The organism is uncultured Blautia sp. (genome assembly GCF_902497045.1).
GTDB lineage: Bacteria > Bacillota > Clostridia > Lachnospirales > Lachnospiraceae > Blautia_A.
On record NZ_CABVDF010000023.1, the window covers coordinates 1 to 21,315 of the forward strand.

General features: G+C 43.2%; 19 protein-coding genes. 18 read left to right on the top strand and 1 reads right to left on the bottom strand.

Annotation, left to right across the window (positions count from 1 at the left end; translation table 11 throughout):
- The 17 genes from RDS42_RS03445 to RDS42_RS03525 form a co-directional block, all read left to right on the top strand.
- Window positions 1-1,827: SpaA isopeptide-forming pilin-related protein (locus tag RDS42_RS03445; protein WP_308782394.1), on the top strand; the 1,827-nt coding region annotated here is incomplete at its 5' end.
- Window positions 1,828-1,946: 119 nt separating this feature from the next.
- Window positions 1,947-3,317: a SpaA isopeptide-forming pilin-related protein gene (locus RDS42_RS03450; RefSeq protein WP_308782395.1), complete on the top strand. Its 1,371-nt coding sequence runs from the start codon at window positions 1,947-1,949 to the stop codon at window positions 3,315-3,317.
- 115 nt (window positions 3,318-3,432) lie between these two features.
- Complete coding sequence (locus RDS42_RS03455; RefSeq protein ID WP_308782396.1) at window positions 3,433-4,314, top strand: class C sortase; 882 nt, start codon at window positions 3,433-3,435, stop codon at window positions 4,312-4,314.
- 12 nt (window positions 4,315-4,326) lie between these two features.
- Window positions 4,327-5,196 (top strand): class C sortase, encoded by an 870-nt coding sequence (locus RDS42_RS03460; RefSeq protein ID WP_308782397.1) that lies wholly within the window; start codon window positions 4,327-4,329, stop codon window positions 5,194-5,196.
- A gap of 39 nt (window positions 5,197-5,235) precedes the next feature.
- Window positions 5,236-6,228, top strand: a complete 993-nt coding sequence (locus tag RDS42_RS03465; protein WP_308782398.1) for a DUF5979 domain-containing protein — start codon at window positions 5,236-5,238, stop codon at window positions 6,226-6,228.
- Between the two features lie 15 nt (window positions 6,229-6,243).
- A complete protein-coding gene (locus RDS42_RS03470) occupies window positions 6,244-6,774 on the top strand; it encodes a hypothetical protein (protein ID WP_308782399.1) in 531 nt (176 codons plus the stop codon).
- A complete protein-coding gene (locus tag RDS42_RS03475; protein ID WP_308782400.1) occupies window positions 6,774-7,529 on the top strand; it encodes a hypothetical protein in 756 nt (251 codons plus the stop codon). The genes RDS42_RS03470 and RDS42_RS03475 overlap by 1 nt, the downstream gene beginning before the upstream one ends.
- A gap of 13 nt (window positions 7,530-7,542) precedes the next feature.
- Window positions 7,543-8,313 (top strand): hypothetical protein, encoded by a 771-nt coding sequence (locus RDS42_RS03480; RefSeq protein ID WP_308782401.1) that lies wholly within the window; start codon window positions 7,543-7,545, stop codon window positions 8,311-8,313.
- Between the two features lie 2 nt (window positions 8,314-8,315).
- On the top strand, window positions 8,316-9,398 hold the full coding sequence (locus RDS42_RS03485) for a MucBP domain-containing protein (protein ID WP_308782402.1): 1,083 nt from the start codon (window positions 8,316-8,318) through the stop codon (window positions 9,396-9,398).
- Window positions 9,399-9,612: 214 nt separating this feature from the next.
- The gene (locus tag RDS42_RS03490; protein ID WP_308782403.1) at window positions 9,613-10,176 is read left to right on the top strand and encodes a signal peptidase I; all 564 of its coding nucleotides are present in this window, start codon (window positions 9,613-9,615) and stop codon (window positions 10,174-10,176) included.
- 499 nt (window positions 10,177-10,675) lie between these two features.
- On the top strand, window positions 10,676-11,725 hold the full coding sequence (locus RDS42_RS03495) for a uroporphyrinogen decarboxylase family protein (RefSeq protein WP_308782404.1): 1,050 nt from the start codon (window positions 10,676-10,678) through the stop codon (window positions 11,723-11,725).
- Window positions 11,726-11,746: 21 nt separating this feature from the next.
- Complete coding sequence (locus RDS42_RS03500) at window positions 11,747-13,138, top strand: MFS transporter (protein WP_308782405.1); 1,392 nt, start codon at window positions 11,747-11,749, stop codon at window positions 13,136-13,138.
- A 26-nt stretch (window positions 13,139-13,164) separates the two neighbouring features.
- Window positions 13,165-14,721, top strand: a complete 1,557-nt coding sequence (locus RDS42_RS03505; protein ID WP_308782406.1) for a helix-turn-helix domain-containing protein — start codon at window positions 13,165-13,167, stop codon at window positions 14,719-14,721.
- A gap of 16 nt (window positions 14,722-14,737) precedes the next feature.
- On the top strand, window positions 14,738-15,745 hold the full coding sequence (locus RDS42_RS03510) for a uroporphyrinogen decarboxylase family protein (RefSeq protein ID WP_308782407.1): 1,008 nt from the start codon (window positions 14,738-14,740) through the stop codon (window positions 15,743-15,745).
- 19 nt (window positions 15,746-15,764) lie between these two features.
- Window positions 15,765-16,769, top strand: a complete 1,005-nt coding sequence (locus RDS42_RS03515; protein ID WP_308782408.1) for a uroporphyrinogen decarboxylase family protein — start codon at window positions 15,765-15,767, stop codon at window positions 16,767-16,769.
- Entirely contained in the window at window positions 16,770-18,260 is a 1,491-nt protein-coding gene (locus tag RDS42_RS03520) for an ASKHA domain-containing protein (protein WP_308782409.1), read from the top strand. It abuts the gene before it with no gap.
- The gene (locus RDS42_RS03525; RefSeq protein WP_308782410.1) at window positions 18,260-18,808 is read left to right on the top strand and encodes a DUF2284 domain-containing protein; all 549 of its coding nucleotides are present in this window, start codon (window positions 18,260-18,262) and stop codon (window positions 18,806-18,808) included. The genes RDS42_RS03520 and RDS42_RS03525 overlap by 1 nt, the downstream gene beginning before the upstream one ends.
- Here the strand turns inward: RDS42_RS03525 and RDS42_RS03530 are convergent.
- Window positions 18,784-20,322 carry a helix-turn-helix domain-containing protein gene (locus RDS42_RS03530; protein ID WP_308782411.1) on the bottom strand — a complete coding sequence of 513 codons (1,539 nt, stop codon included), beginning with the start codon at window positions 20,320-20,322 and terminating at the stop codon, window positions 18,784-18,786. The genes RDS42_RS03525 and RDS42_RS03530 overlap by 25 nt on opposite strands.
- Before the next feature lie 178 nt (window positions 20,323-20,500).
- On the opposite strand from RDS42_RS03530, the gene RDS42_RS03535 reads away from it, so the two are divergent.
- Entirely contained in the window at window positions 20,501-21,304 is an 804-nt protein-coding gene (locus RDS42_RS03535) for a methyltetrahydrofolate cobalamin methyltransferase (RefSeq protein WP_308782412.1), read from the top strand.
- The last annotated feature ends 11 nt before the right edge of the window (window positions 21,305-21,315 follow it).

Sequence of the window (21,315 nt, forward strand, 5' to 3'; positions counted from 1 at the left end):
GGAGATATTAAAGCTTCTTATGATTCAAGCACAAAGGAGATAAAATTAGAATTCTTAAGTGATACTTATGAATTAAAGGATGGTTATACTTATTCTGTTACTGCCAGAATTAAACCCAATGAAAAGGCGAAAGAAAAATACAAAAACAATAAGTACTCTTATCCGGATACTGGTGAGAAGGGAACAGGCCCTACATCAGAGGGTAAAGAAGGAATCTTTTCCAATGTAGAGAATTCAGCGAAAGTAATCTGGACAACAGATGGAGAAGTTAAGGAGGGTAAGTATAACCGACCGGTTGTACAGATTCCGGAAAAGGAAATTCCAGTTGAATTAAAGAAAGAACCAGTAAACTTCTTCCTTAACTTGAGCAGCTCCATTCTTGATACTGACGGAAATATTAGCGGACAGTCGGAAAGCGCATTTACGACCAGTGTTTCAGGATCATTTTCGGGAGATGTAAATAATCCTCAAGGAATTGGTGTAGCAATTAATACGGATTTAAGAGTTATTGTACCGGAAGAGCATGACCATGCGGCATTGACTGAAGGCGGAAAAGTGTATGGGGTAATCGGAGGAACCTCCACTACAAATGCAAAAGAAGTTGATGCGAAGATAAGAGAACTGGGAAAGGAAAATGGTACAAATGGAAATCAGACAGGAACAGAAGATGAATACTACCGAATTGTAAATGGTTCAGACCAGGCAGAATTTCCGACAGACCAAGAAATATTTGAGTACATTAAAAGTAATTGGAATATGCCTAAAACTGGTGTAAATAAAAATCAGGATATTACAATCAATGAGAATCCGATTGATAAAGAAAAACTGACAACAGAAAATTTTGCAATCAGGTGGTATGTATTCAAGGACCAATCAAATGGTGAATATTGGCATATTGATGGAATATTAGTACCTAAAAGTGGTGTTCTTACAATTACCAAAACTTTCTCAGATCAGGAAGTGGCCGATGATGTAAAAAATTCATTTAAAATCAAGGTAACAGGAGATTTTCTTGGAGAAACTAATAGTACCACAATTGAAAAAGGATTAAATGATGCAGGTAAACCTACTGTGAATTCTGACGGAACAGTAACATATCGATGGGATCTTGCAGTATTTGGAAATAGCTATACTATAGAAGAAGTTGGATATGAAACTGCTTCAAATAGTAAGTGGAAGTATAAGTCTACTGAATGGACATATACAGATGCAGATGGAAAAGAGTCAAAAGGAACTACAACGAGCAGTAGAGTGGAAACACAACGGACTGCAGAAGATGAGACTCCGAAAACCCAACTCTTTAAGTTGTCAAATATGTATGAACTTGCCAATGTAACGCTTGATCTTAAGAAGTTTGGAACTACGTATGATAATATGTTAGATGGTGCTAAATTCGAGTTATATACTGGCATGAAAAATCAGGATAATTCAGTTACCTGGGAAAGTAATCCCCAAAAAACAATTTCTGTTAAAAATGAGCAGAAAGAGTTAGAATTACCAGAGGGTTATTACAAGCTTAAAGAAGTATTAGCTCCATCAGGTTATCAGCTTCTGGGGAATGAAATCTGCTTTAAAATTTCAAACAGAAGTATATCCTTGATTGATGTAGAAGGAAATGAAATAAACTCTGGAAGAACTGATATGTGGAAGTTAGAGAAAGATGCTTCAGATGGATTTATTCTTAGTATTTTAAATGAAGCACTTTACGATCTTCCGTCTACCGGCGGAAATGGAATCTACGTATATATGATTGGCGGAGTTGCCCTTATGATGGCAGCGATGTTTATCTTATATAAAATGAAATGCAAGGGGGTGCGAAACAGTTAAGCTGTAAAAATACTATTTTTGCGGCCCCTACCGCAGAAATGGTGAGGCAGTAAAAAAATTATGCAGGATATGCAAAGAAACTGGGTACGCACCCTGAAAAAAGAAAAGGAGAAAAATTTATGAAAGCAAAGAAAATTTTAGCAGTTTTAATGACAGCAGCAGTTCTTTCAGGAACAACAGCAGCAACAGCAGTAAGCACATACGCAGCAGTTGATCAGCAGAATCTGACAAGTACAATTACTGTTCAGGGTCTTGGAGAAGGCGTGGATACAGAGCTGTGGTTGTACCAGGCAGTCAGCATTGATAAAGAGAGAAACAACTGGGTAGTAGCTAACTGGGCAAAAGAGTTTATTAATGAAAAATATGAAATAACTAATGCAGAAGGATTAACAAAAGCAGCTGAAGCTCAGGAAACAACTTATACAGCACAGTCTGAGGGTAAAACATCTGTAGAATTTAATAATATGCCAATCGGTGTTTATGTAATCCGTGCTGCAGCAGCGAATACAACTTACAACCCTATGGTTGCGAATACATATGATAATACACAGAATTATATTGCTGTAAAAGATGTAGCAGTTACAGCAAAATCAGCCACAGTAGATCTTACCAAAAAAGAAATAGAGGGAGACAACTTTGTAGGAAAAGGTGAGACTGTAACATTTGAGATTGAGACAACATTCCCATACTTTGATGAGAAGGCGGCAGATAAATCATTTGAGATTTATGATACACCTACAGGAATGAAGATTACTTCTGTAGAATCCGTAACAATTGGTGGAGTTTCTGTTGAAGGTAAGAGCTTTACCGAAAGTGATGGGACATATACAATCAATTTAACAGATCAGATTCAAGAGAATAATAAAAATGCAGGTAAAAAGGTTGTAGTAAAGTATAAGGCAATTGTTACTTCTGAAGATGGATATTCCAATACAGCGAATTCTTCAGGAAGTACTGCTGACAGTACTGTGCAGGGTCACACAGGTGATATTATCCTTACAAAATATGCTACAGATAATGATAATGATAAATTAGAGGACAATGATAAATTAGCAGGTGCTAAATTCGAAGTATATCCGGTTACAGTTGGTGAAGATGGAAGCGAAAATGTAGGAGAGACTCCGCTTGAATTTGTAATGAAGGAAGATGGTATTTATACACCGGCGCTTGAAGAAGATAAAAATAAAGTAACAGAAATTGAAACTGTAGAGGGCGGAACCGTAAAAATTGAAGGTTTGGGAGATGGCAAATATCATTTTAAAGAGACTGTGGCTCCGGATGGTTATACTGTAAATGAAGACGGTGAGACTGTAGAAGTTGTCAAAGACGATAAAAATACAGTTGCATATGGAAAGGTATTTGATACCAAACTTTCCTCCCTCCCATCCACCGGTGGTATCGGTACTACAATCTTTACAATCGGCGGTTGTGTGATCATGGTTGCTGCAGCTGGTCTGTACTTCTCCACACGCAAAAAAGAGGAAAACTGATTTATACGTACAAGAACATAAAAATTAAAGTTTAAGCAAACATAGAAATGCCGGGGCGGCCCGCCCGCCCTGGCATTTTATACAAAATAAAAATACAGCAATAAGGAGAGTCCGGATGAAAAAAATAATACCTAAAATAATGATCTGCATAATGTTTTTAGCCGGATTGTCCTTGCTGCTGTATCCATTGATTTCCAATGAGTGGAACACATACCGTCAGGAACAACTGATCAGCAGCTATGACTCTCAGGTTGCTGAGAAAGCAGAAGCAGGAGAAATTGACTATACAGCTCAGTGGGATGCGGCGAGGGCATATAATGAAGAACTTCTTCCAAGTATCCTGCCGGATTCCTTTGCCATTGCGGCGGCATCAGAGGAGCCGGATGAGACGTATATGTCCTGTCTGAACCTGAATGGAGACGGAATGATGGGATATGTGGCAATTCCTAAAATTGATATTAAGATTCCTATTTACCATACGGTAAAGGAAGAGGTTCTGGAAAAAGCAGCCGGTCATCTGGAAGGAAGTTCCCTTCCCGCAGGCGGTGAGAATACGCATTCTGTTATTTCTGCCCACAGAGGTCTTCCAAGCGCAGCGCTTTTTACCGATCTTGATAAATTAGAAGAGGGAGATCATTTCCTTCTGTACATATTAGATGATATTCTTTGTTATGAAGTAGACAAAATTTCGGTTGTAGAGCCTGATAATACCAAAGATCTTGAGGTAGAGGAGGGACAGGATCTGGTGACCCTTCTTACCTGTACTCCCTATGGAGTGAACAGCCACCGGCTTCTGGTAAGAGGACACAGAGTGCCTTACGAAGAGGAGGCAATGGAGGATACGCCGAAGTCTCTGATTACCGGAACCAGCCTTCATACCAGTTATCTTTTGTGGGTAGTGGTTGGACTGTCGGTGACCGCTTTGTTTATCTTCCTTCTTTTCCTTCATGAGAAAAAGAGCAGAAGAAAGCAGAAGAAACATAAGAGAGAGCAGTGAAAAGGAGCGGACATGAAGCGTAAGATTGCAAATATCCTGTTCGGTATTCTGTTTCTTATAGGATTTGGAATTCTGATCTATCCTACTGTTTCGGATCAATGGAACACGTATAGACAGAATCAGTTGATTTCAAGTTATGAAAGTCAGGTTTCTGATCTGACAGAGGAAGATTTTACAGACGAGTGGAAAAAAGCCGAAGCTTTTAATTCCAATTTGACGCAGAATAACCTTTACGGAGATGTTTTTGGAGAGGATGAGAAAGATATCAGGACTACGGAATACTGGAAGGTACTCAATGTAGCCGGAGACGGAGTGATGGGATATCTTTCTATTCCAAAGATCAACATTAAACTGGCTGTCTATCACGGGACGGCAGACGATGTGCTCCAGACGGGCGTTGGTCATCTGAATGGAACAAAGCTTCCTATAGGGGGAGAAAGTACACACAGTGTTCTGGCAGCGCACAGGGGACTTCCCAGTGCAAGGCTTTTTACAGATATCGACCAGATGAAAAAAGGGGATATGTTTTATATCCATGTGCTGGATGAGATTCTGGCATATCAGGTGGATGAGATCCTGGATATGGTAGATAAGGATGACAGAGAGACTCTGGACAAAGCGCTTCAGATAGAGCAGGGAAAAGATCAGGTGACACTTTTTACCTGTACGCCTTATGGAGTCAACAGCCACAGACTTCTGGTCAGAGGAACCAGGGTTCCGTACAACGGGGAAGAGGAAGTGGAGACTACCGTTGTAGATTCGATGTTGAAATCAGTACAGAATTATTATATGCTGTATCTGATACTTGGATTATCAGTTACTTTGCTTATTATTCTGTTAATGAGATATTTATTTAAAAGAAAAAGCAGGAACAGAAAATAACTCAAAGGGATGAAATAAAGTTTCGGAGGAGGGTAAGACGTGAAGATTGCAGGAAAAATAAAAAAAGGAAGTGCATGGCTTCTGGCTCTGACTTTTATGCTGTCCGGGATGGTTGGTTCAACAGTACAGGCAGCTTCGGGAATTGAAACGGACAGAGTATGTTCTGTTTCATTTGTACTGGACGGTGATATAGAAGAAGAGTTTATTGAACTGAAAAGTCTGCCGGTTTCTGTGAAACTGTACAGAGTGGCAGAAGTGGATGTTTCGGGTGATTATACAGCTCTGGAAGGCTATGAAGACTTGGGCCTGGATGGAATCAGCAGTGAGACAACGGCTGCCGACTGGGAGGCAATGGGCAAAAAGGCTTCAGAGACGGTGAAAGCGCTTCAGGCAGAACCGGATGCAGAGGGTACGCTGGAAAACGGAGCCGGAAAGATCGAAGGTCTTGCGGTGGGAATGTATCTGGTAGAAGCAGATACGATCCGTTCTCAGGAGTATGAGTATAAATTTACGCCGTATCTTCTTTCTCTTCCGAATAACTATTATTCCACAGACGGAAATGATGAGTGGGTATATGATGTGACAGCCGGACTGAAACCGGGAAAGGAATCTCTTCTGGGAAGCCTTGTGATTGATAAAACACTGAATTCCTATAACACAACTTTAGGACCGGCAACATTTGTATTTAAGGTGGAAGCGGAGAAAGATCACGAGATTCTTTACAGCAATGTGGTTTCTCTTGTTTTTGATGGTACGGGCACAAGAAGCCTGACTATTGACAAGCTTCCGGCAGGGGCGCAGGTGACTGTGACTGAGGTTTACAGCGGGGCAAGCTATAAGCTGACCACAGAGCCGTCACATACGGTAACGATTCTGACGGAAGGTGCGGAGGGAAGTCCTGCTCACGTATCTTTTGGAAACGCATATAATGGACAGTTAAACGGCGGTGCAAGTGTTGTCAACCGTTTTACAAATGAAGAAGAAGTCTGGGACTGGCAGCCGCAGGATGACAGCTCAGCTGATCAGAACTAAGGGAGGGGAAACGCAATGAAAAAGAGTTTTAATAAAAAGCTTTGTCTGGCCGCGGCAGCCCTTACCCTGACAGCAGGCGTGTCTGTGGGAAGTGCAATGGCGTATTTTACCACTTATGCAACTACCTCGGGAGGCGCTGCGATCAGTCTTGGTTCAACTACCGTGATTCCCCAGGAGGAAGTGGTAGGGATGGAAAAAAGAATCTCTGTAAAAAATACAGGAGATTATGAATGCTTTGTCAGAGTTAAGGTTTTTGCAGGAGATAAATATTCTCCGGGACTGGTGTTTACACCGGACGAAGCCGGAACCTGGAGCCAGGGAGATGACGGATATTATTACTGCAGTGAGATCATTCCGCCGGGAGGCGTTTCGGAAACTTTCCGTGTAAAGATTGATACCATGGACAGTGAAGATGATTTTAATGTTATTGTGATCCAGGAATGTACGGCGGTCCTGTATGATGAGAAAGGCAATCCATATGCCGACTGGACGAGAATTGCAGATTCCAGTGAAGAAAGCTATCAGGGAGAAGGGGGCGGTGAATAATGAAAAAGAATAACTTTTTTTCCAGAAAACCGTTTATTCTTCTTGCGGCATCTGCCGTTCTTCTTGCCGGAAGTACCATTGGAAGTACCAGAGCGGCTCTGACTTATTACAGTGAAAATTATTCTGCGGAGGTTGAAGTACCAAGTATCGGTGTCAGCCTTCTGGAAAACGGAAGCGTTGTAGCAAAAAGAGATTACAATCATAAGAACGATCAGTGGAATACCGTACAGGAGCCTCTTTTTGAGAATACCCTGAACGGTGAGAAGCTGAAACCGGGAAAGAAATATAAAGAGGTTCTTACAGTCAGCAACAGCGGCACGATTGATAATTATGTAAGAGTGATCCTTTATAAAAGCTGGATGGATCCGGCAGGAAATAAAGATACCACTCTTTCTCCGAAGCTGATTGACCTGAATATACTGGAAGGAAACAGATGGGTGATCGATGAGAAAGCCTCCACAACAGAAAGAACAGTTCTTTATTACACGGGAATTGTTCCGGCGGGAGGAAGCACACCGGCCATTACCGATACTCTCAGGATCGATACTTCTGTTGCAGACAAGGTGACCGAAAAGATTACAGCAGACGAGGCGGGAAATAAAATTATCACAACAGTATATGAATATGATGGGTACAAATTTAATCTGGAAGCGGAAGTAGATGCAGTCCAGACTCATAATGCACAGGATGCCATCAAAAGTGCATGGGGTGTGGACGTAAATGTGTCAGACAACGGAACGCTGAGCTTACGATAGGAGGTACAGAATAATGAAAAAGAAGATTTTGTGCCTTGTCATAGCCGCAGTTATGACCGCAGGCACAGCAGTGAATACATTTGCAGAGCATATCCAGGGAAACAAAGGCTGGGTAGTAGAATTCGACGGAGACAGCATGAACAGCAATTTTGATGCGTCCGAAATGAATTCTGAAGTCTACAGTCTTCTTCCGGGAGACAGCATCGAGCTTCAGGTAGGTGTAAAAAATACAGGCTCCGGAGAAACAGACTGGTATATGACCAATGAAATTCTTCAGAGTCTTGAGGAAAGCCAGAGTGTTGCAGAGGGCGGTTCCTATATTTATAATCTGACTTATGTGGATCATGAAAACAAAACAACAGTTCTTTACAGCAGTGACACAGTAGGCGGTGAGGGCTCCAGTGCAGCAGGAGAAGGTCTTCATCAGGCTACAGATTCTCTGGAAGATTATTTTTATCTGGACAGACTGGCAAAAGGACAGTCCGGTTCCGTACATCTGACAGTTGAACTGGACGGTGAGACCCAGGGTAATGAATATCAGGATACCCTGGCCAAACTGCAGATGAACTTTGCAGTAGAGAAAGTAACCACTCCGGTACGCTATACAACCGGTGAAAATACCACGATTACAAGAAGACAGAGAAATGTGGTAAGAACCAGCCCAAGGACTGGCGATACAACAAACATTCTTGCATTCTGCGGAATCGCTCTTGTCAGCGGACTGGTACTTCTGTTTTTGGGGATCCGGATGTACAAGAAAAACCGCAGGAAAGGAGATCGGTAATCATGGGGAAGATGAATAAATTATTGGCAGCCATATGTACAGCAGGAATGCTCCTCAGCCTTTCTCCGGCAGTTGCTTCTGCTGAGGAATATACGTATACGGTTACTTTTGATGCAGGCAATCAGGCTTCCATGTCCGGTACAGCAGGACTGGCAGTAAACAATTCCGCTACCGGTTCTTCCTATCATGTTGGGGTGGATGCCGGAAAAATCGTAGTCAGCGGACTGAAGATCCAGGATATTGTGACTTTTAATCCACAGGCAGGCGCAGTAAATCTGGCTGCTGACAGCAAATATTATGTAAAAGGTGTCCGTCAGAGCGGACGGGATAATAATTCCGTTGCTTCTTCCTCCTTCCGGGTGACTGGTGATGCAGATTATGTAGTTGCCTATGGCGTGAAGGGAAACATGGTAGGGTACACCGTAAACTACCAGGATGAGAATGGAAGAGCTCTTGCAGAAAGCCGCAAGTATTATGGAAATGTAGGCGACAAACCTGTGGTTGCCCATATTTATATCGAAAATTATGAACCACAGGCTCTGGCTCTGACCCGTACTCTTTCTTCCAATGAGGCAGAAAATGTATTTACCTTTGTTTATTCTGAACAGGAAGCACAGGTGATTATAAGACCGGGACAGACGGTTACCGAAACTGTTACAGAAAACGTAACAGAGCCCGGAACCGGCATAACCGGCACCACTGGTACGACTGGTACCACCGGTACGACCGATACAGAGGGTACTGCAGGAACAGAAGGTGAGACCGGAACGACAGAAACCACCGCTGCTCCGGATACAACAGCAGAAACAACCGGAGGAGATACAGCAGAACCGGCTGGAGCTGACACAGCAGCACCTACCAGCATCGGAGGTGAAACAACAGATATTCAGGAAGATGATGTTCCGCAGGCAAATCCGGATGTAGTGGATCTGGATGAAGAGGAAACCCCTCTTGCAAATATGGAAATTGACAAAGAAGAAGTGAAAAAAGGTATGCCTGTAGCAGTTGGCGTCGGAATTGCTGTTGCTGCAGCGGCAGGTCTTGGAGTACTTGTCTGGTTCCTGAGAAAACATAAAAAGGCATAAAAAGTCTAAAACTGATCTGGAGAATCAGAACGGTTTTGGACTGTTGGCCGGAGCTGATATCGTGGAAAAACGATCGGCTCCGGTTTTTGCCGTACCGATGGCGGGAACAAAGCCGGACTGCATAAAAGGGAATCCTGGCGGACATTGACAGAAAAGGGCGGATGTGAGATGATATATCTTAAGTAAATAAAGGTGTGGGAAAGGAAATAACAAGGTGAGCAGAAACAAGTATAAAAAAAGCCTGGCGGCTTCCATTTGTGCGTGGCTGGGAACGATTATGCTGACAGGGCTGGTAGTGTTCTGCATTCCGCTGACTCTTCCAAGATTGTTTGGATATCACATTTATTCTGTGGTCAGCGGAAGTATGGAGCCGGCTATTCCGGTGGACAGTATGGTTTATATAAAAACAGAAGCTCCGGAAGATATGAAAAAAGATGATGTGATCGCTTTTTACGGAGCACGGGATTCCAATGCGATCATTACCCACCGCGTGGTGGAAAATCGTATTGTCATGGGTGAGTTTATCACAAAGGGAGATGCTAACCAAACGGAGGATATGAATCCGGTACCCTATGACAATTTTATTGGAAAAGTAACATTGTCTATACCGAAAGTAGGTGGTGCAGCGCAGATTTTTACAAGCGCTGCCGGAAAGATTACCGCTGTGGTGATCATTATAGCGGCATTGATCTTGGAAACGGCCGCTTCTGCAATAGAGAAACGAAGATATCGGCAGTGGAAGCGGCGCAATGCTTCCGAAGTGGAAAAGATATCGTAAGAGAGACGGCTGTGATCCGGAAGTGGAAAAGATCGTAAAAACTGACTGTTTATGAGATGGAAAAAGCAAGTGCGGAAGCCCAATGTCAAACATGAATGACATTGGGCTTTCGCACTTGTTGTTTAGATGCTTTGTTGTAGCTGTCTTTTGTAATGAATTTTGAACATGAAAATATGAAGAATCAGCGGCTTAGTCCTGAAAAACCAGTTGAACATTATGTTCACATACAATCAGGGGTGATGGCGTACAGTTGACGATTCTGTCGATTTTTAAAATAGGATCATATTAATGATTGTATTTAGTGAACGATTATGATACATTTTAAACATGAGATATATGGCAGTTGTATACAACAAATCCGCGGAAACCAGTGAAACAAATGAACAGATTGTCTAAAGGGCTATATGTAAAAGGAATTGGACATTATAAGATGAAACAAATGAATTTCATTGAACAATCCGTCTAAATAAAGTCCTTTTACAGCAGAAAGGAAGGGAAAATGGGATTTGTTTTTAATGAGGAGGAACTGAAAACAACAGGTACACATATTCAGTTTGGAATTTACGGCGCACCGGATATAGAAGCGCCGAACTATAATTACCCGATTACCCCAAAGGAAAATATGCTTCGTATGCTTAGAGGGGAAAAACCTTTGTGGGTACCAAACCAGACACTGGAGAACAATGCACTTCAGCCTCTTGTGATGGATGACGCCAGAGCAAGGAATTTCGGAGGAAAAGACTGGTTTGGCATTGAATGGGAATATGAACCTCTGACAAAAGCAGCGATGGTGAAACCGGGTACCAGAAGGCTGGAGGATATCACCGACTGGCGGAGTCTGGAATTCCCGGATCTCAGTGCTATTGACTGGGAGAAAGACTACAAAGAAAGATATGAAGGGAAGATATCTGAAGACAGACTTACCTATTTTATTATTGTAAATGGATTCTTTGAGAGAACAGCAGACCTGACCAGTTTTGAAGACACGTTCTGTTATCTTCTGGAAGAGCCGGAGGAACTGACGGAATTTTATAACAAGCTGGCAGAATGGCACATTGAACTGATCAAAATTGCAAAGGAAGTTTATCATGCGGATATGATCCTGTTCCACGACGATATGGGAACACAGATCAATACATTTTTCTCCCCGCAGATATATAAAGAACTTTTCCTTCCGCAGTATCAGAAGATCACAAAAGCAGCACATGATATGGGAATGTATGTATGTCTTCATTCCTGTGGATGTATTGGATCTCTGATGCCTCTGATCATCGAGGCTGGTTTTGATGCATGGGAAGGGCAGGATTCTTCTAATGATAAAAAAGCCATCATCGATCAATACGGTAAAGATCTTGCACAATGCACACTTTATATCATTCCGGCAGACATGAGTGATGAGGAGGCTGTTGCAGATATCCATAAACGGGTAGACGAGCTGGGCGTAACCGGACGATTTGCCTGCCGTCTGAGAGACGAAAAACCGGATCGTAAAATCAACCTGGCACATGAGCTTTATCGTTACAGCCGTATAAAACTGGCAGAAGAATAAACAAAAGAGGAGGGAGTTTTTATGGCAGAAAAGAAACAGGAAAAAAAGGGTTTAAGCGGCGCGCTTAAAAAATTTTATGGTGTAGGCGACTGCGGCTTTACTTTGATGTCTAATATTGAAAGCTATTATTTCAGCTTTTTCCTTACCAATCTGGCGAAGTTCAGTCTTCCCATGGTGACTTTCATTACTACAACGGCAAGTACGGTAGATGCTTTGCTTTCCTGGATTTACGGTGCGATCCTGAACAGCATTAAGCCTATGAAATGGGGACGTTACCGTTCCTGGCTGATCGTAATCCCCTGGCTGGTACCGTTTCTGTATGCATTCCAGTTTGTAAAGATCGGTGACGGAATGGTTTCTGCTGTGATCATTATCATAGCGGCAATAGCCAGCCATGTAGCCTGGAACTTTGCTTATGTAGCAAATGTTTCCATGATCTCAGTGGCCGGTAAAACCCCGGAGGAAAGGTCTCAGCTTTCTGCGACAAGAGCAGCATGGGCAAACTTGTCTAAAGTTATCTTCTCCTATATAGGACCGGGGCTTGCAGCAGTGGCAGCAGGCATCATCGGAGAAGTAAACCAGTATGGTGCGGCTGCATTTGTTCTTGGATGTATTATGGCAGTTCTCTATTATGCACACTTTAAGATGTTTGATGGTTATGAAGCAGTGCAGCCGGAAGCAGCATCAGGCAAAAAAACAGCAAAAGACAAAACAGGCGGAATGGATCTGATCCGTGCACTTTTGCAGAATCCTCCGCTGATCGCTCTTCTGATCGCAGATCTTGCAAAATTTATGTTTAACTTTGTACTTATGGGTGTTGCTACTTATTATTTTACTTACATAGCCGGAAATGGAAAAATGCTTGCCACATATATTCTGGTAACAAATATTTTCTGCGTAGTAGGAGCTTATTTAAGCAAGACGCTCAGTAATAAGTTTACTACAAGAACCACTACCATTGGTGTTATGGCTATCCAGGCAGTGCTTCTGATCGTTTCTTACTTTATGTATAACAATGTGATGGTTGTTATCGTACTGATGAGTATTGCAATGTTTGGATATGGAATTACTTATGCATGTACACCTGCTCTTTATGGTGATACCATTGTATATAGTGAGTGGAAAACGGGAAAGAACGCAGCAGGCTGGATCAGCGGACTTCAGAATGTACCTCTGAAGGTTTCCATTATGACCAGAGGAATTATCATTTCCGCATGCCTGGCAATGGGAAATTTCAGCCCGGATATCGATCCTGCATCAGCATCTGAGGGACTGAAAAATGCAATCAGCATTGGATTTATGGTAATTCCTGCAATTGCTCTTATTGTTGCAGTTGTGGCGCTTATTTTTGGCTTTAAGCTGACAAAAGACAAAGTTGATCAGTACGCGGCAGAGATCGCTTCCCGTTCATAAATCAAAAAGAAGGGCGGACAGGACATATGGGCGAGGATTACAGGTTCCTTTTAAATCTGCAGATGGTGGCAGACGGAATGGAAGGCAGATTTCCCGAAATGGAAATTTATTACGGAGAGGACAGGGCTATACTGGAAAGCGTATGTTTCTTCAGGAAAGGATGCCGGATGGCGCCCTGCCATGCTTATATTGTGAAAGGAGAAGAGCTTGCAGATGCGCTGATCCCTGATATGCCCTGCGCCCTGATACTTACCGGGGACATTCCAAAGGGCTGGGATAATGGGAAAAATCCCATTATCCGGCTTCCGGAAGAAACGGACCTTATGGAGCTTATGAATTTATGCCAGGACATTTTCCAATTCCATATTTCCTGGGCGGACAGTCTCAAAAATATTATGATCAGAGAAGGAAGTGTGGAGGAATTATGCCGGGCCAGCTATGAGTATTTCCAGAACCCTCTCTTTATCCATGATGCCAGGCTGAATGTGATTTCCTGTCCTGTATGGAGAGAAGGGATGATCAACTGGGAGAAGGATGAAAGCACAGGACTGCTGATCACTCCCCTGGAAGTTCTCAATGAGTTTAAAACAGATAAAGAATACCTGCATACTCTTACTACCAGAGGGGCGAATCTTTTTTCTGCAGAGCTTAGAGGTCATCGCGATATCTATGTGAATATATGGGATGAGTACGACAGCTACGAGGCGAGGCTGGTGATCTGTGAACTGGACAGCGCTCTGAAACCAGGACAGTTTATAGCGGCAGAATATCTGGCAGATCTGATCCGCCGCACTCTTTCCAGAAGAGGCCGTATGGAAAATACCTATAAACATGCATTGGAAGTTATGCTGGTAGGAATGATTCAGGGCAAAAGGTTTTCGGACTCGGAAATTGTAAGCCGGATCGTACAGTGCGGATGGAAAACAGATGACCGTTATGTATGTGTGCGTCTGGACGTGGAAGAAGAGGAAGGAAATCCCGGGGCTTCTCCCACAAGTCTCTGTAACTATGTGGAGGCAAGGGTTGTAGGAAGCAAGGCGATTTCTGTAGATAACCGGGTATGTATTATTATCAATCTGAATATGAATGATCATTATACCTCGGACATTTCCAGCATTCTGAGGGATGGACTTTATAAAGCAGGCTTCAGTAATCTGTTTCATAATCTGACAGAGCTGGACTGCTATTACAGACAGGCTTCGGTGGCTCTGGAATACTGCAGAAAGAAAAATGATATGATGTGGTCCTATACTTTTGACGATATTGCTATGGACTATATAGGCGATCTGTGCTGCAGGGAATTCAGACCTCAGGAGCTTTGTGCTTATGAACTTACAAAATTAAAAGAATATGATGCGGCCAATGGGACAGAACTTTATAAGACTCTTGTTCTTTATATTTTGAACGAAAGAAACACGGTAGCAACATCTTCCGAGCTTTATGTGGGACGGAGTACTCTGTTTTACCGGCTGCGAAAAATAAAAGAGATCACAGGTCTTGATGCGGCGCATATGGCAGAGCCTGTGCAGAACTTATATCTCAGACTTTCTGTTTTTCTTACAGAAAGAATGGATGATAGATAGAAGGGAGGAATTTTCTATGCTGACACCAAAACAGAATTTGTTGGAAACCTTAAAAAAAGACGGGAAACCGGAATGCCTGTGTAATTCCTTTACCATGTTCCGGGGAATTCCGGGAGATCCCTGCTTTAAGCTGATCAGGGGAAACCGTATTCGCGGAACAAATTCTTATGATCAGTGGGGGACCCTGATCCTTTTTCCTGAGGATGCCCCGGCGGCAATCCCTTATGTAACAGAAGAAAACCAGGTAGTCAAGGATGTGGCTGAATGGGAGAAATATGTAAAGGTTCCGGATCTGATGGGCAAGTGTTCCGAAGGATGGGAAGACGCACTGGAGGCAAAAAGCAAGATCGATCAGGATAAGTATCTGACTATGGTAGTTATGGGGACCGGCATTTTTGAGCAGCTTCATATGCTGATGACCTTTGAAGACACACTGATGAATTTTCTTTTGGAGCCGGAGGCTATGCATGAACTGATCGATGTGATCTGTGAGTATCGCCTTACTTACATGAAGCTGGTAGTAGAGCATCTTCATCCGGACTGTATTGTTTCTCATGATGACTGGGGTGCAAAGGACAGCCTCTTTATGTCGCCGGAGGTATGGAGAGAATTCTTTAAGGAGCCGTACAGAAAGCTTTATGACTATCTGCATTCTCAGGGAGTGATCGTTATGCACCATGCGGACTCCTATCTGGAGCCTATTGTAGAGGATATGGCTGAGATCGGCGTGGATATCTGGCAGGGTGTTCTGAATACAAATAACATCAAAGCGATTTCCGAAAAAGTAGGAGACAGAATGCTGCTTATGGGAGGCATTGATTCGGTCATTGACCGTGAGGACGCTTCTGAAGAAGAGATACGCAAAGAAACAAGAAGAGCCTGTGAAGAATATGGAAATCTGAAAGGGTACTGGCCGGGAATTACCTATGGAGGTCCGGGAACCATTTATCCTCATGTTGAAGGCATTGTAATCGACGAGATCAATAAATATAACGAAGAACGTTTTGGAGTGTCTATTTCATAAAGAAAGAAGGAGAAAGATTATGACAGCAAAAGAAATTTTTTTGGAAACCATAAAAAAAGACGGAAAGCCGGAGCGACTTCTGAAACAGTATGAAGGACTTGCTTTTTATCCTCCGAATCCGGCATCCTCCTATATCAGAGGAAACCGGCACAGAGGTATGGATCCAATGAAGGACCGGTTTGGAACTGAAATTCTCTGGCCGGCAGACCAGCTTGCAGCTATGCCTCATGTAACAGAAGCAAATAAGGTGATCAGTGATATCTGCGAATGGAAAGAGCAGCTGAAAATGCCGGAACTTCTGGAAAACTGTTCAGATCCGGCTCTTTGGGCTCCATTTAAAGAAAAAGCGCAGGAGATCAAGGAAAGCGGAAAGCTTTTTATGGCTTTTATGCCTACAGGCGTATTTGAAAGACTTCATTTCCTTATGGGATTTGAGGATATGCTGATGAATTTCCTTCTGGAGCCGGAGGATATGATGGATCTGTGCAATGCCATCGGTGAATACCGTTATCAGTATATGAAGCTGATCGTTGACAATCTGGAACCGGATGTCATGCTTTCTCATGATGACTGGGGATCTAAAAATCAGCTTTTTGTAAGTCCGGATACATGGAGAGAGTTTATTAAGCCTCAGTATGCAAAAACTTATGGATACATGAAGGAAAAGGGCGTGATCGTTATGCATCACGGAGATTCCTTTATGGAGCCTGTCATAGAGGATATGGTAGAACTGGGAATTGATGTATGGCAGGGTGTTCTGCCTCAGAATGATATTCCTAAGCTTCAGAAGCAGCTTGCCGGAAGAATGACTCTTATGGGAGGTATTGATGCTTCTATCGTTGACAGGGCAGATTCCACAGAGGAGGAGATTCGTAAAGAAGTAAGAAGAGCCTGTGAAGAATATGCTCCGGGCGGACATTTTATTCCATGTATCACCTATGGAGGACCAGGATGTCTGTTTCCGCATGTAGATCCGATCATTGATGATGAAATTGATAAATATAACAGAGAAGTGATGAAATAAATGAGAAAATATCAGATTACATTTGTAGATGAACAGTTAAGTTTTCCTGCAGAGGCAGGGACGACAATTCTTCAGGCGCAGATTGATGCAGGACTTACTCCAGATGCCTTCTGCGGAGGAACAGGAAAATGCGGAAAATGCAAAGTTGTTATTGACGGAAAAGAAGTACTGGCCTGTCAGACTGTCATAGACAGGGATATGAGTGTTTATACAGGACGCAGGAAAACAGAACATGCACAGATTCTTACAGGCGGCAGCGGGGAAAAATTTTTATTCCAGCCGGGAGAACTTCCAGGAAATCTGGAGAAGCCTCTTCTGGGGGCTGTAGACGTAGGATCTACGTCTGTCGTAGTTTATCTGATGGATGGAAAAACAGGAGAACTTTTGGGTACCCGGAGTGCTCTGAATCCTCAGCGGCAGTTTGGTGCAGATGTAGTCAACCGATGCAGCTATGCCCTGGAAAATGGTTCAGACAGCATGAGCAGCTGTATCAGAAACACGGTAAATACTCTTTTTCGGGAAACCGCCAGGGAGTGCGGCAGGGTGCCGGAAGAAATCGTCCGTATTGTTATGGTAGGAAACTCCTGTATGCATCATTTGTTTTTGGGGATTTCTACAAAAACGCTTGCGCTTGCTCCTTATACTCCGGCAGTAACAGATGCGCTGGAATTAAAGGCAGCCGACTATGATCTTCATGTTTATCCCGAAGCGCAGCTTTGGTGGCTTCCGAATATTGGCGGTTTTGTAGGGGCAGATACAGTGGGATGTCTTGTGGCATCGGATATGGATACCTGTGATGAGATAACGCTTCTTGTAGATATCGGTACAAACGGAGAGCTTGTTCTTGGAAACAAAGAGGGACTTATCGCCTGTTCTACAGCGGCAGGGCCGGCTTTTGAGGGAGCAAAAATAACCTGCGGAATGAGAGGAAGCACTGGGGCAGTGGATCACGTATCTCTGGAAAACGGAGAGATCAAATGCCATGTGATCGGAGACGGAGAGGCGTCAGGGATATGCGGTTCCGGACTTTTGGATGGAGCAGCGGTTCTTCTGAAACAGGGAAAAATAGATGAGACCGGGAGAATGGAAGAAACCTGCTATCTTACAGACCGGGTATTCCTGAATCAGAGAGATATCCGGGAGCTTCAGCTTGCCAAGGCGGCTATTGCAGCAGGAATACAGATTCTCTGCCAGAGAAAAGGAATCCAGATAAAAGAGATCAGAAGGGTGCTGATTGCCGGAGCTTTTGGAAATTATCTGGACCCTGCAAGTGCCTGTGCCATTGGAATGCTGCCGCCGGAACTGGAAGACAGGATTGTTTCTGTTGGAAATGCTGCCGGAGAGGGAGCAAGGATAGCTGCTTTAAACTGCAGACAGTTTGAAAGAAGCAGGAGTCTGGCGAAAAAGACAGAATTTGTTGAACTGGCGCTTGATATGGGATTTCAGGAAGTTTATGTAGATGAAATGGGATTTCCGGAGGAAGATGATTAATGGATGATTTAAAAAAAATAACAGAGATCATAGAATCAGCTGGCTTTTCTCATACAGAAAGAATCCATATGGAAACAGTAGAACTCATGGATGAAGTGAGGGAAATGTGTCAGAACGGAAATTGCGGAATGTATGGTAAAAACTGGGCATGTCCTCCAGGCTGTGGAAGCCTTGAGGACTGCAGAAAAAACCTTTCCCGATACCAAAAAGGAATTCTTGTACAAACTGTAGGAGAACTGGAAGACAGTATGGACTGGGAAGGTATTAAGGAAGCGGAAGAACGCCATAAGAAGCGCTTTCTTGAAACTGCTGAAAAGCTCCGGGAAATTTGTCCGGAGGTGCTACCCCTGGGGGCCGGAACCTGTACATTATGTAAAGAATGTACTTATCCGGGTGCACCATGCAGACAGCCGGAAAAAAGAATTTCTTCCATGGAGGCCTATGGAATCCTGGTAAGTGATATCTGTACAAAAAACCAGATGAAATACTATTACGGGCCGGATACCATAGCCTATACCTCCTGCTATTTCTTTGATCTTTCTTCCTGATCCATCAGATAGAAAGAAAGCATCAGATAAAGCTGTTCGTCAGGATCGCTGAGATCTGATTTCAATAACTTTTCTATTTTTTCAAGACGGTAAAGAAACGTGCTGCGGTGAATATAAAGTGCCGCAGCCGTTTTTGTTGCGCTTTGCTGGTTCTGAAGGTAGGCGCGCAAAGTTTCATAAAGCTGGGAATCGGTTTCTTCATCCTGATATTTCAGTTTCAGCAGCTTTTCGTGACAGATCATGTAGGCAGGGAGCTTTGATGTGATCTGTTCAAGTATGTACGGCAGGGCGATATCATTAAAATGATGGATCCAGGAGGTGGGATTCTTCCGGGAGCCTACCTGAATGGAAATAGAGGCCTGTACATACTGTCTCTGAAAATTAAAGTGACCAAGCATTACTCTGCTGTATCCGGCATTTAAAAGACTGTCACGGATAAATCCTGCAAGCTTCTGGGATATTTCATCCAGCGTAAGATCACACAGATTCAGATTGATATAAACAACCACGTTTCCGCGATGCTCCAGAGCACAGGAAGCGGGAATGGAATTTTCTATATAACTGCATATGGATTTCAAAGTCAGGTTTTTCCAGTCCAGGATTCCTGTTTTGATCAGAATACACTGGTAGGAATGTGCTGACATCCAGCCATTTTCGGTAAGCTGTCGGCTGATTTCCACATAATCTGCCTTAGGATTAGTCAGGAGATTGTGGAAAATCTGATGGAGCGGGTATAATGCATCACGTTCCGGCACAGCCTTGGTGGACAGAATGTGAGATATGAGAGACGCCAGGTGTTCTGCAATAAAACCAAAGGTGTCGTCCAGAGGGATCTCTCCGGGACGGATGAGAAGCCGATAACCGGTTTTTCCTGAACGGCGGATATTTACACAGAGAGAAGGCGGTGCGGTATGGTTGCCCGGATAATAAAAATAACCGGTACGATACTGGGCTTCCGTATAATTAATATCATGTTTCAGCGAGTTGACAATGTGCTGGGTTTCCTCTGTAGAGCCTAAGATTCCGTCCTTTAGTTCTGTGTCAGGATCGGGGTAATCTCTGGATGCGATCAGTGTAAAATCAAGTCCAATGACAGCCATGGGATTAGGGATGATCATTTCTGTAGCATCGATCAGTTTCTGGACAGAGCTTTGCTCCAGTATCAGCTGAAAAAGCTCCAGGTTCCATTTTTCGTATTTTTGAAAAATTTCCTGAAGGACAGAAAGAACCCTGGCAGGAGAAACTATTTCCTTCAAAATGCACAAATTGGGATAGTCTTCTTCCTCCAGATAGTGGGAGCCTCCGGTAAGGATTACAAGTGTTTTGGACAGATGGTGGGAAGGTATGAGAAAGTCCGGGTCATCTGTCAGATATATTTTTCCGTCAGCAAGGCTTTCCGGTGACTGATAAAAAACCGGATATTCCAGATGGGGCTCGTAGGAAAGCCAGGAAGATGCGGTAAGAGGAAAGCTCTGACGCAGGTGATAAACGATAAGCTGAGCACTCAGTTTCATGGTGATTCTCCTTTCTGCTCTATTATACTGGAAATAATGACGATATACAAGAGAAAGCAAACATATGATTTGTACAAAATGTATGAAAACACAAGGTAAAATAGACGTTTTTGAAAATAGATGAAAGGAGGAGACTCTGGTATACTGAAATCAGTGAAAAAGCAGGAGGGATTTACACATGATAATTATTGGGGAAAAAATTAATGGTTCTATTCCTGTTGTAGCAGATGCCATTGCCCGCCGCGATGCGGAATTTATTAAAGAGAGAGCAAGAATGCAGGATGAAGCTGGTGCTACATACATCGACTGCTGTGCATCTGTTCCCGAGGAAGAAGAAGTAGAAACTCTGAAATGGATGATCGACTGTATCCAGGAAGTAAGCGATCTTCCGATTTCAGTTGATAGTCCAAGTGCGGAAGTGCTGGCACAGGTATTTCCATACTGCAAACGTCCGGGACTGATCAATTCAGTATCCGGAGAGGGAAATAAGATTGACGTATTGTTCCCTCTGATCGCAGATACCAAATGGGAAGTAATCTGTCTTCTTTCTGATGATACCGGTATTCCGAAATGTGCCGAAGACCGTTTGAAGGTATTTGAAAAGATCATGGCAAAGGCAAAAGAATACGGGATTAGCCCAAGCCGTATGCATATTGATCCTCTTGTTGAGATGCTTTGCACATCAGAGGATGGAATTGCAATGAATGTGGAAGTTATCAGTACTATCCGTAAACAGTATCCAAGTATCCACATTACAGCAGCAGTCAGCAACATTTCTTTTAACCTTCCGGTTCGTAAAATGGTAAATCTTGGATTTACAGTTCTGGCAATGAACGCAGGTCTGGACAGCGCTATCTTAGATCCTACAAACAGAGATATGATGGGTGTGATCTATGCAACAGAAGCTCTTCTGGGTCAGGATGATTATTGTATGGAATACATCAGCGCTTATCGTGAAGGCATTTTTGGACCGAAAAAGTAAAACAGATAATA

What these genes read in the sequence shown, in the direction of transcription:
- RDS42_RS03485 (WP_308782402.1), top strand. Translation starts at nt 8,316, where the DNA reads ATGGGGAAGATGAATAAATTATTGGCAGCCATATGTACAGCAGGAATG.
- RDS42_RS03520 (WP_308782409.1), top strand. Translation starts at nt 16,770, where the DNA reads ATGAGAAAATATCAGATTACATTTGTAGATGAACAGTTAAGTTTTCCT.
- RDS42_RS03500 (WP_308782405.1), top strand. Translation starts at nt 11,747, where the DNA reads ATGGCAGAAAAGAAACAGGAAAAAAAGGGTTTAAGCGGCGCGCTTAAA.
- RDS42_RS03450 (WP_308782395.1), top strand. Translation starts at nt 1,947, where the DNA reads ATGAAAGCAAAGAAAATTTTAGCAGTTTTAATGACAGCAGCAGTTCTT.
- RDS42_RS03530 (WP_308782411.1), bottom strand. Translation starts at nt 20,322, where the DNA reads ATGAAACTGAGTGCTCAGCTTATCGTTTATCACCTGCGTCAGAGCTTT.
- RDS42_RS03505 (WP_308782406.1), top strand. Translation starts at nt 13,165, where the DNA reads ATGGGCGAGGATTACAGGTTCCTTTTAAATCTGCAGATGGTGGCAGAC.
- RDS42_RS03455 (WP_308782396.1), top strand. Translation starts at nt 3,433, where the DNA reads ATGAAAAAAATAATACCTAAAATAATGATCTGCATAATGTTTTTAGCC.
- RDS42_RS03515 (WP_308782408.1), top strand. Translation starts at nt 15,765, where the DNA reads ATGACAGCAAAAGAAATTTTTTTGGAAACCATAAAAAAAGACGGAAAG.
- RDS42_RS03475 (WP_308782400.1), top strand. Translation starts at nt 6,774, where the DNA reads ATGAAAAAGAATAACTTTTTTTCCAGAAAACCGTTTATTCTTCTTGCG.
- RDS42_RS03480 (WP_308782401.1), top strand. Translation starts at nt 7,543, where the DNA reads ATGAAAAAGAAGATTTTGTGCCTTGTCATAGCCGCAGTTATGACCGCA.
- RDS42_RS03470 (WP_308782399.1), top strand. Translation starts at nt 6,244, where the DNA reads ATGAAAAAGAGTTTTAATAAAAAGCTTTGTCTGGCCGCGGCAGCCCTT.
- RDS42_RS03525 (WP_308782410.1), top strand. Translation starts at nt 18,260, where the DNA reads ATGGATGATTTAAAAAAAATAACAGAGATCATAGAATCAGCTGGCTTT.
- RDS42_RS03460 (WP_308782397.1), top strand. Translation starts at nt 4,327, where the DNA reads ATGAAGCGTAAGATTGCAAATATCCTGTTCGGTATTCTGTTTCTTATA.
- RDS42_RS03510 (WP_308782407.1), top strand. Translation starts at nt 14,738, where the DNA reads ATGCTGACACCAAAACAGAATTTGTTGGAAACCTTAAAAAAAGACGGG.
- RDS42_RS03495 (WP_308782404.1), top strand. Translation starts at nt 10,676, where the DNA reads ATGGGATTTGTTTTTAATGAGGAGGAACTGAAAACAACAGGTACACAT.
- RDS42_RS03535 (WP_308782412.1), top strand. Translation starts at nt 20,501, where the DNA reads ATGATAATTATTGGGGAAAAAATTAATGGTTCTATTCCTGTTGTAGCA.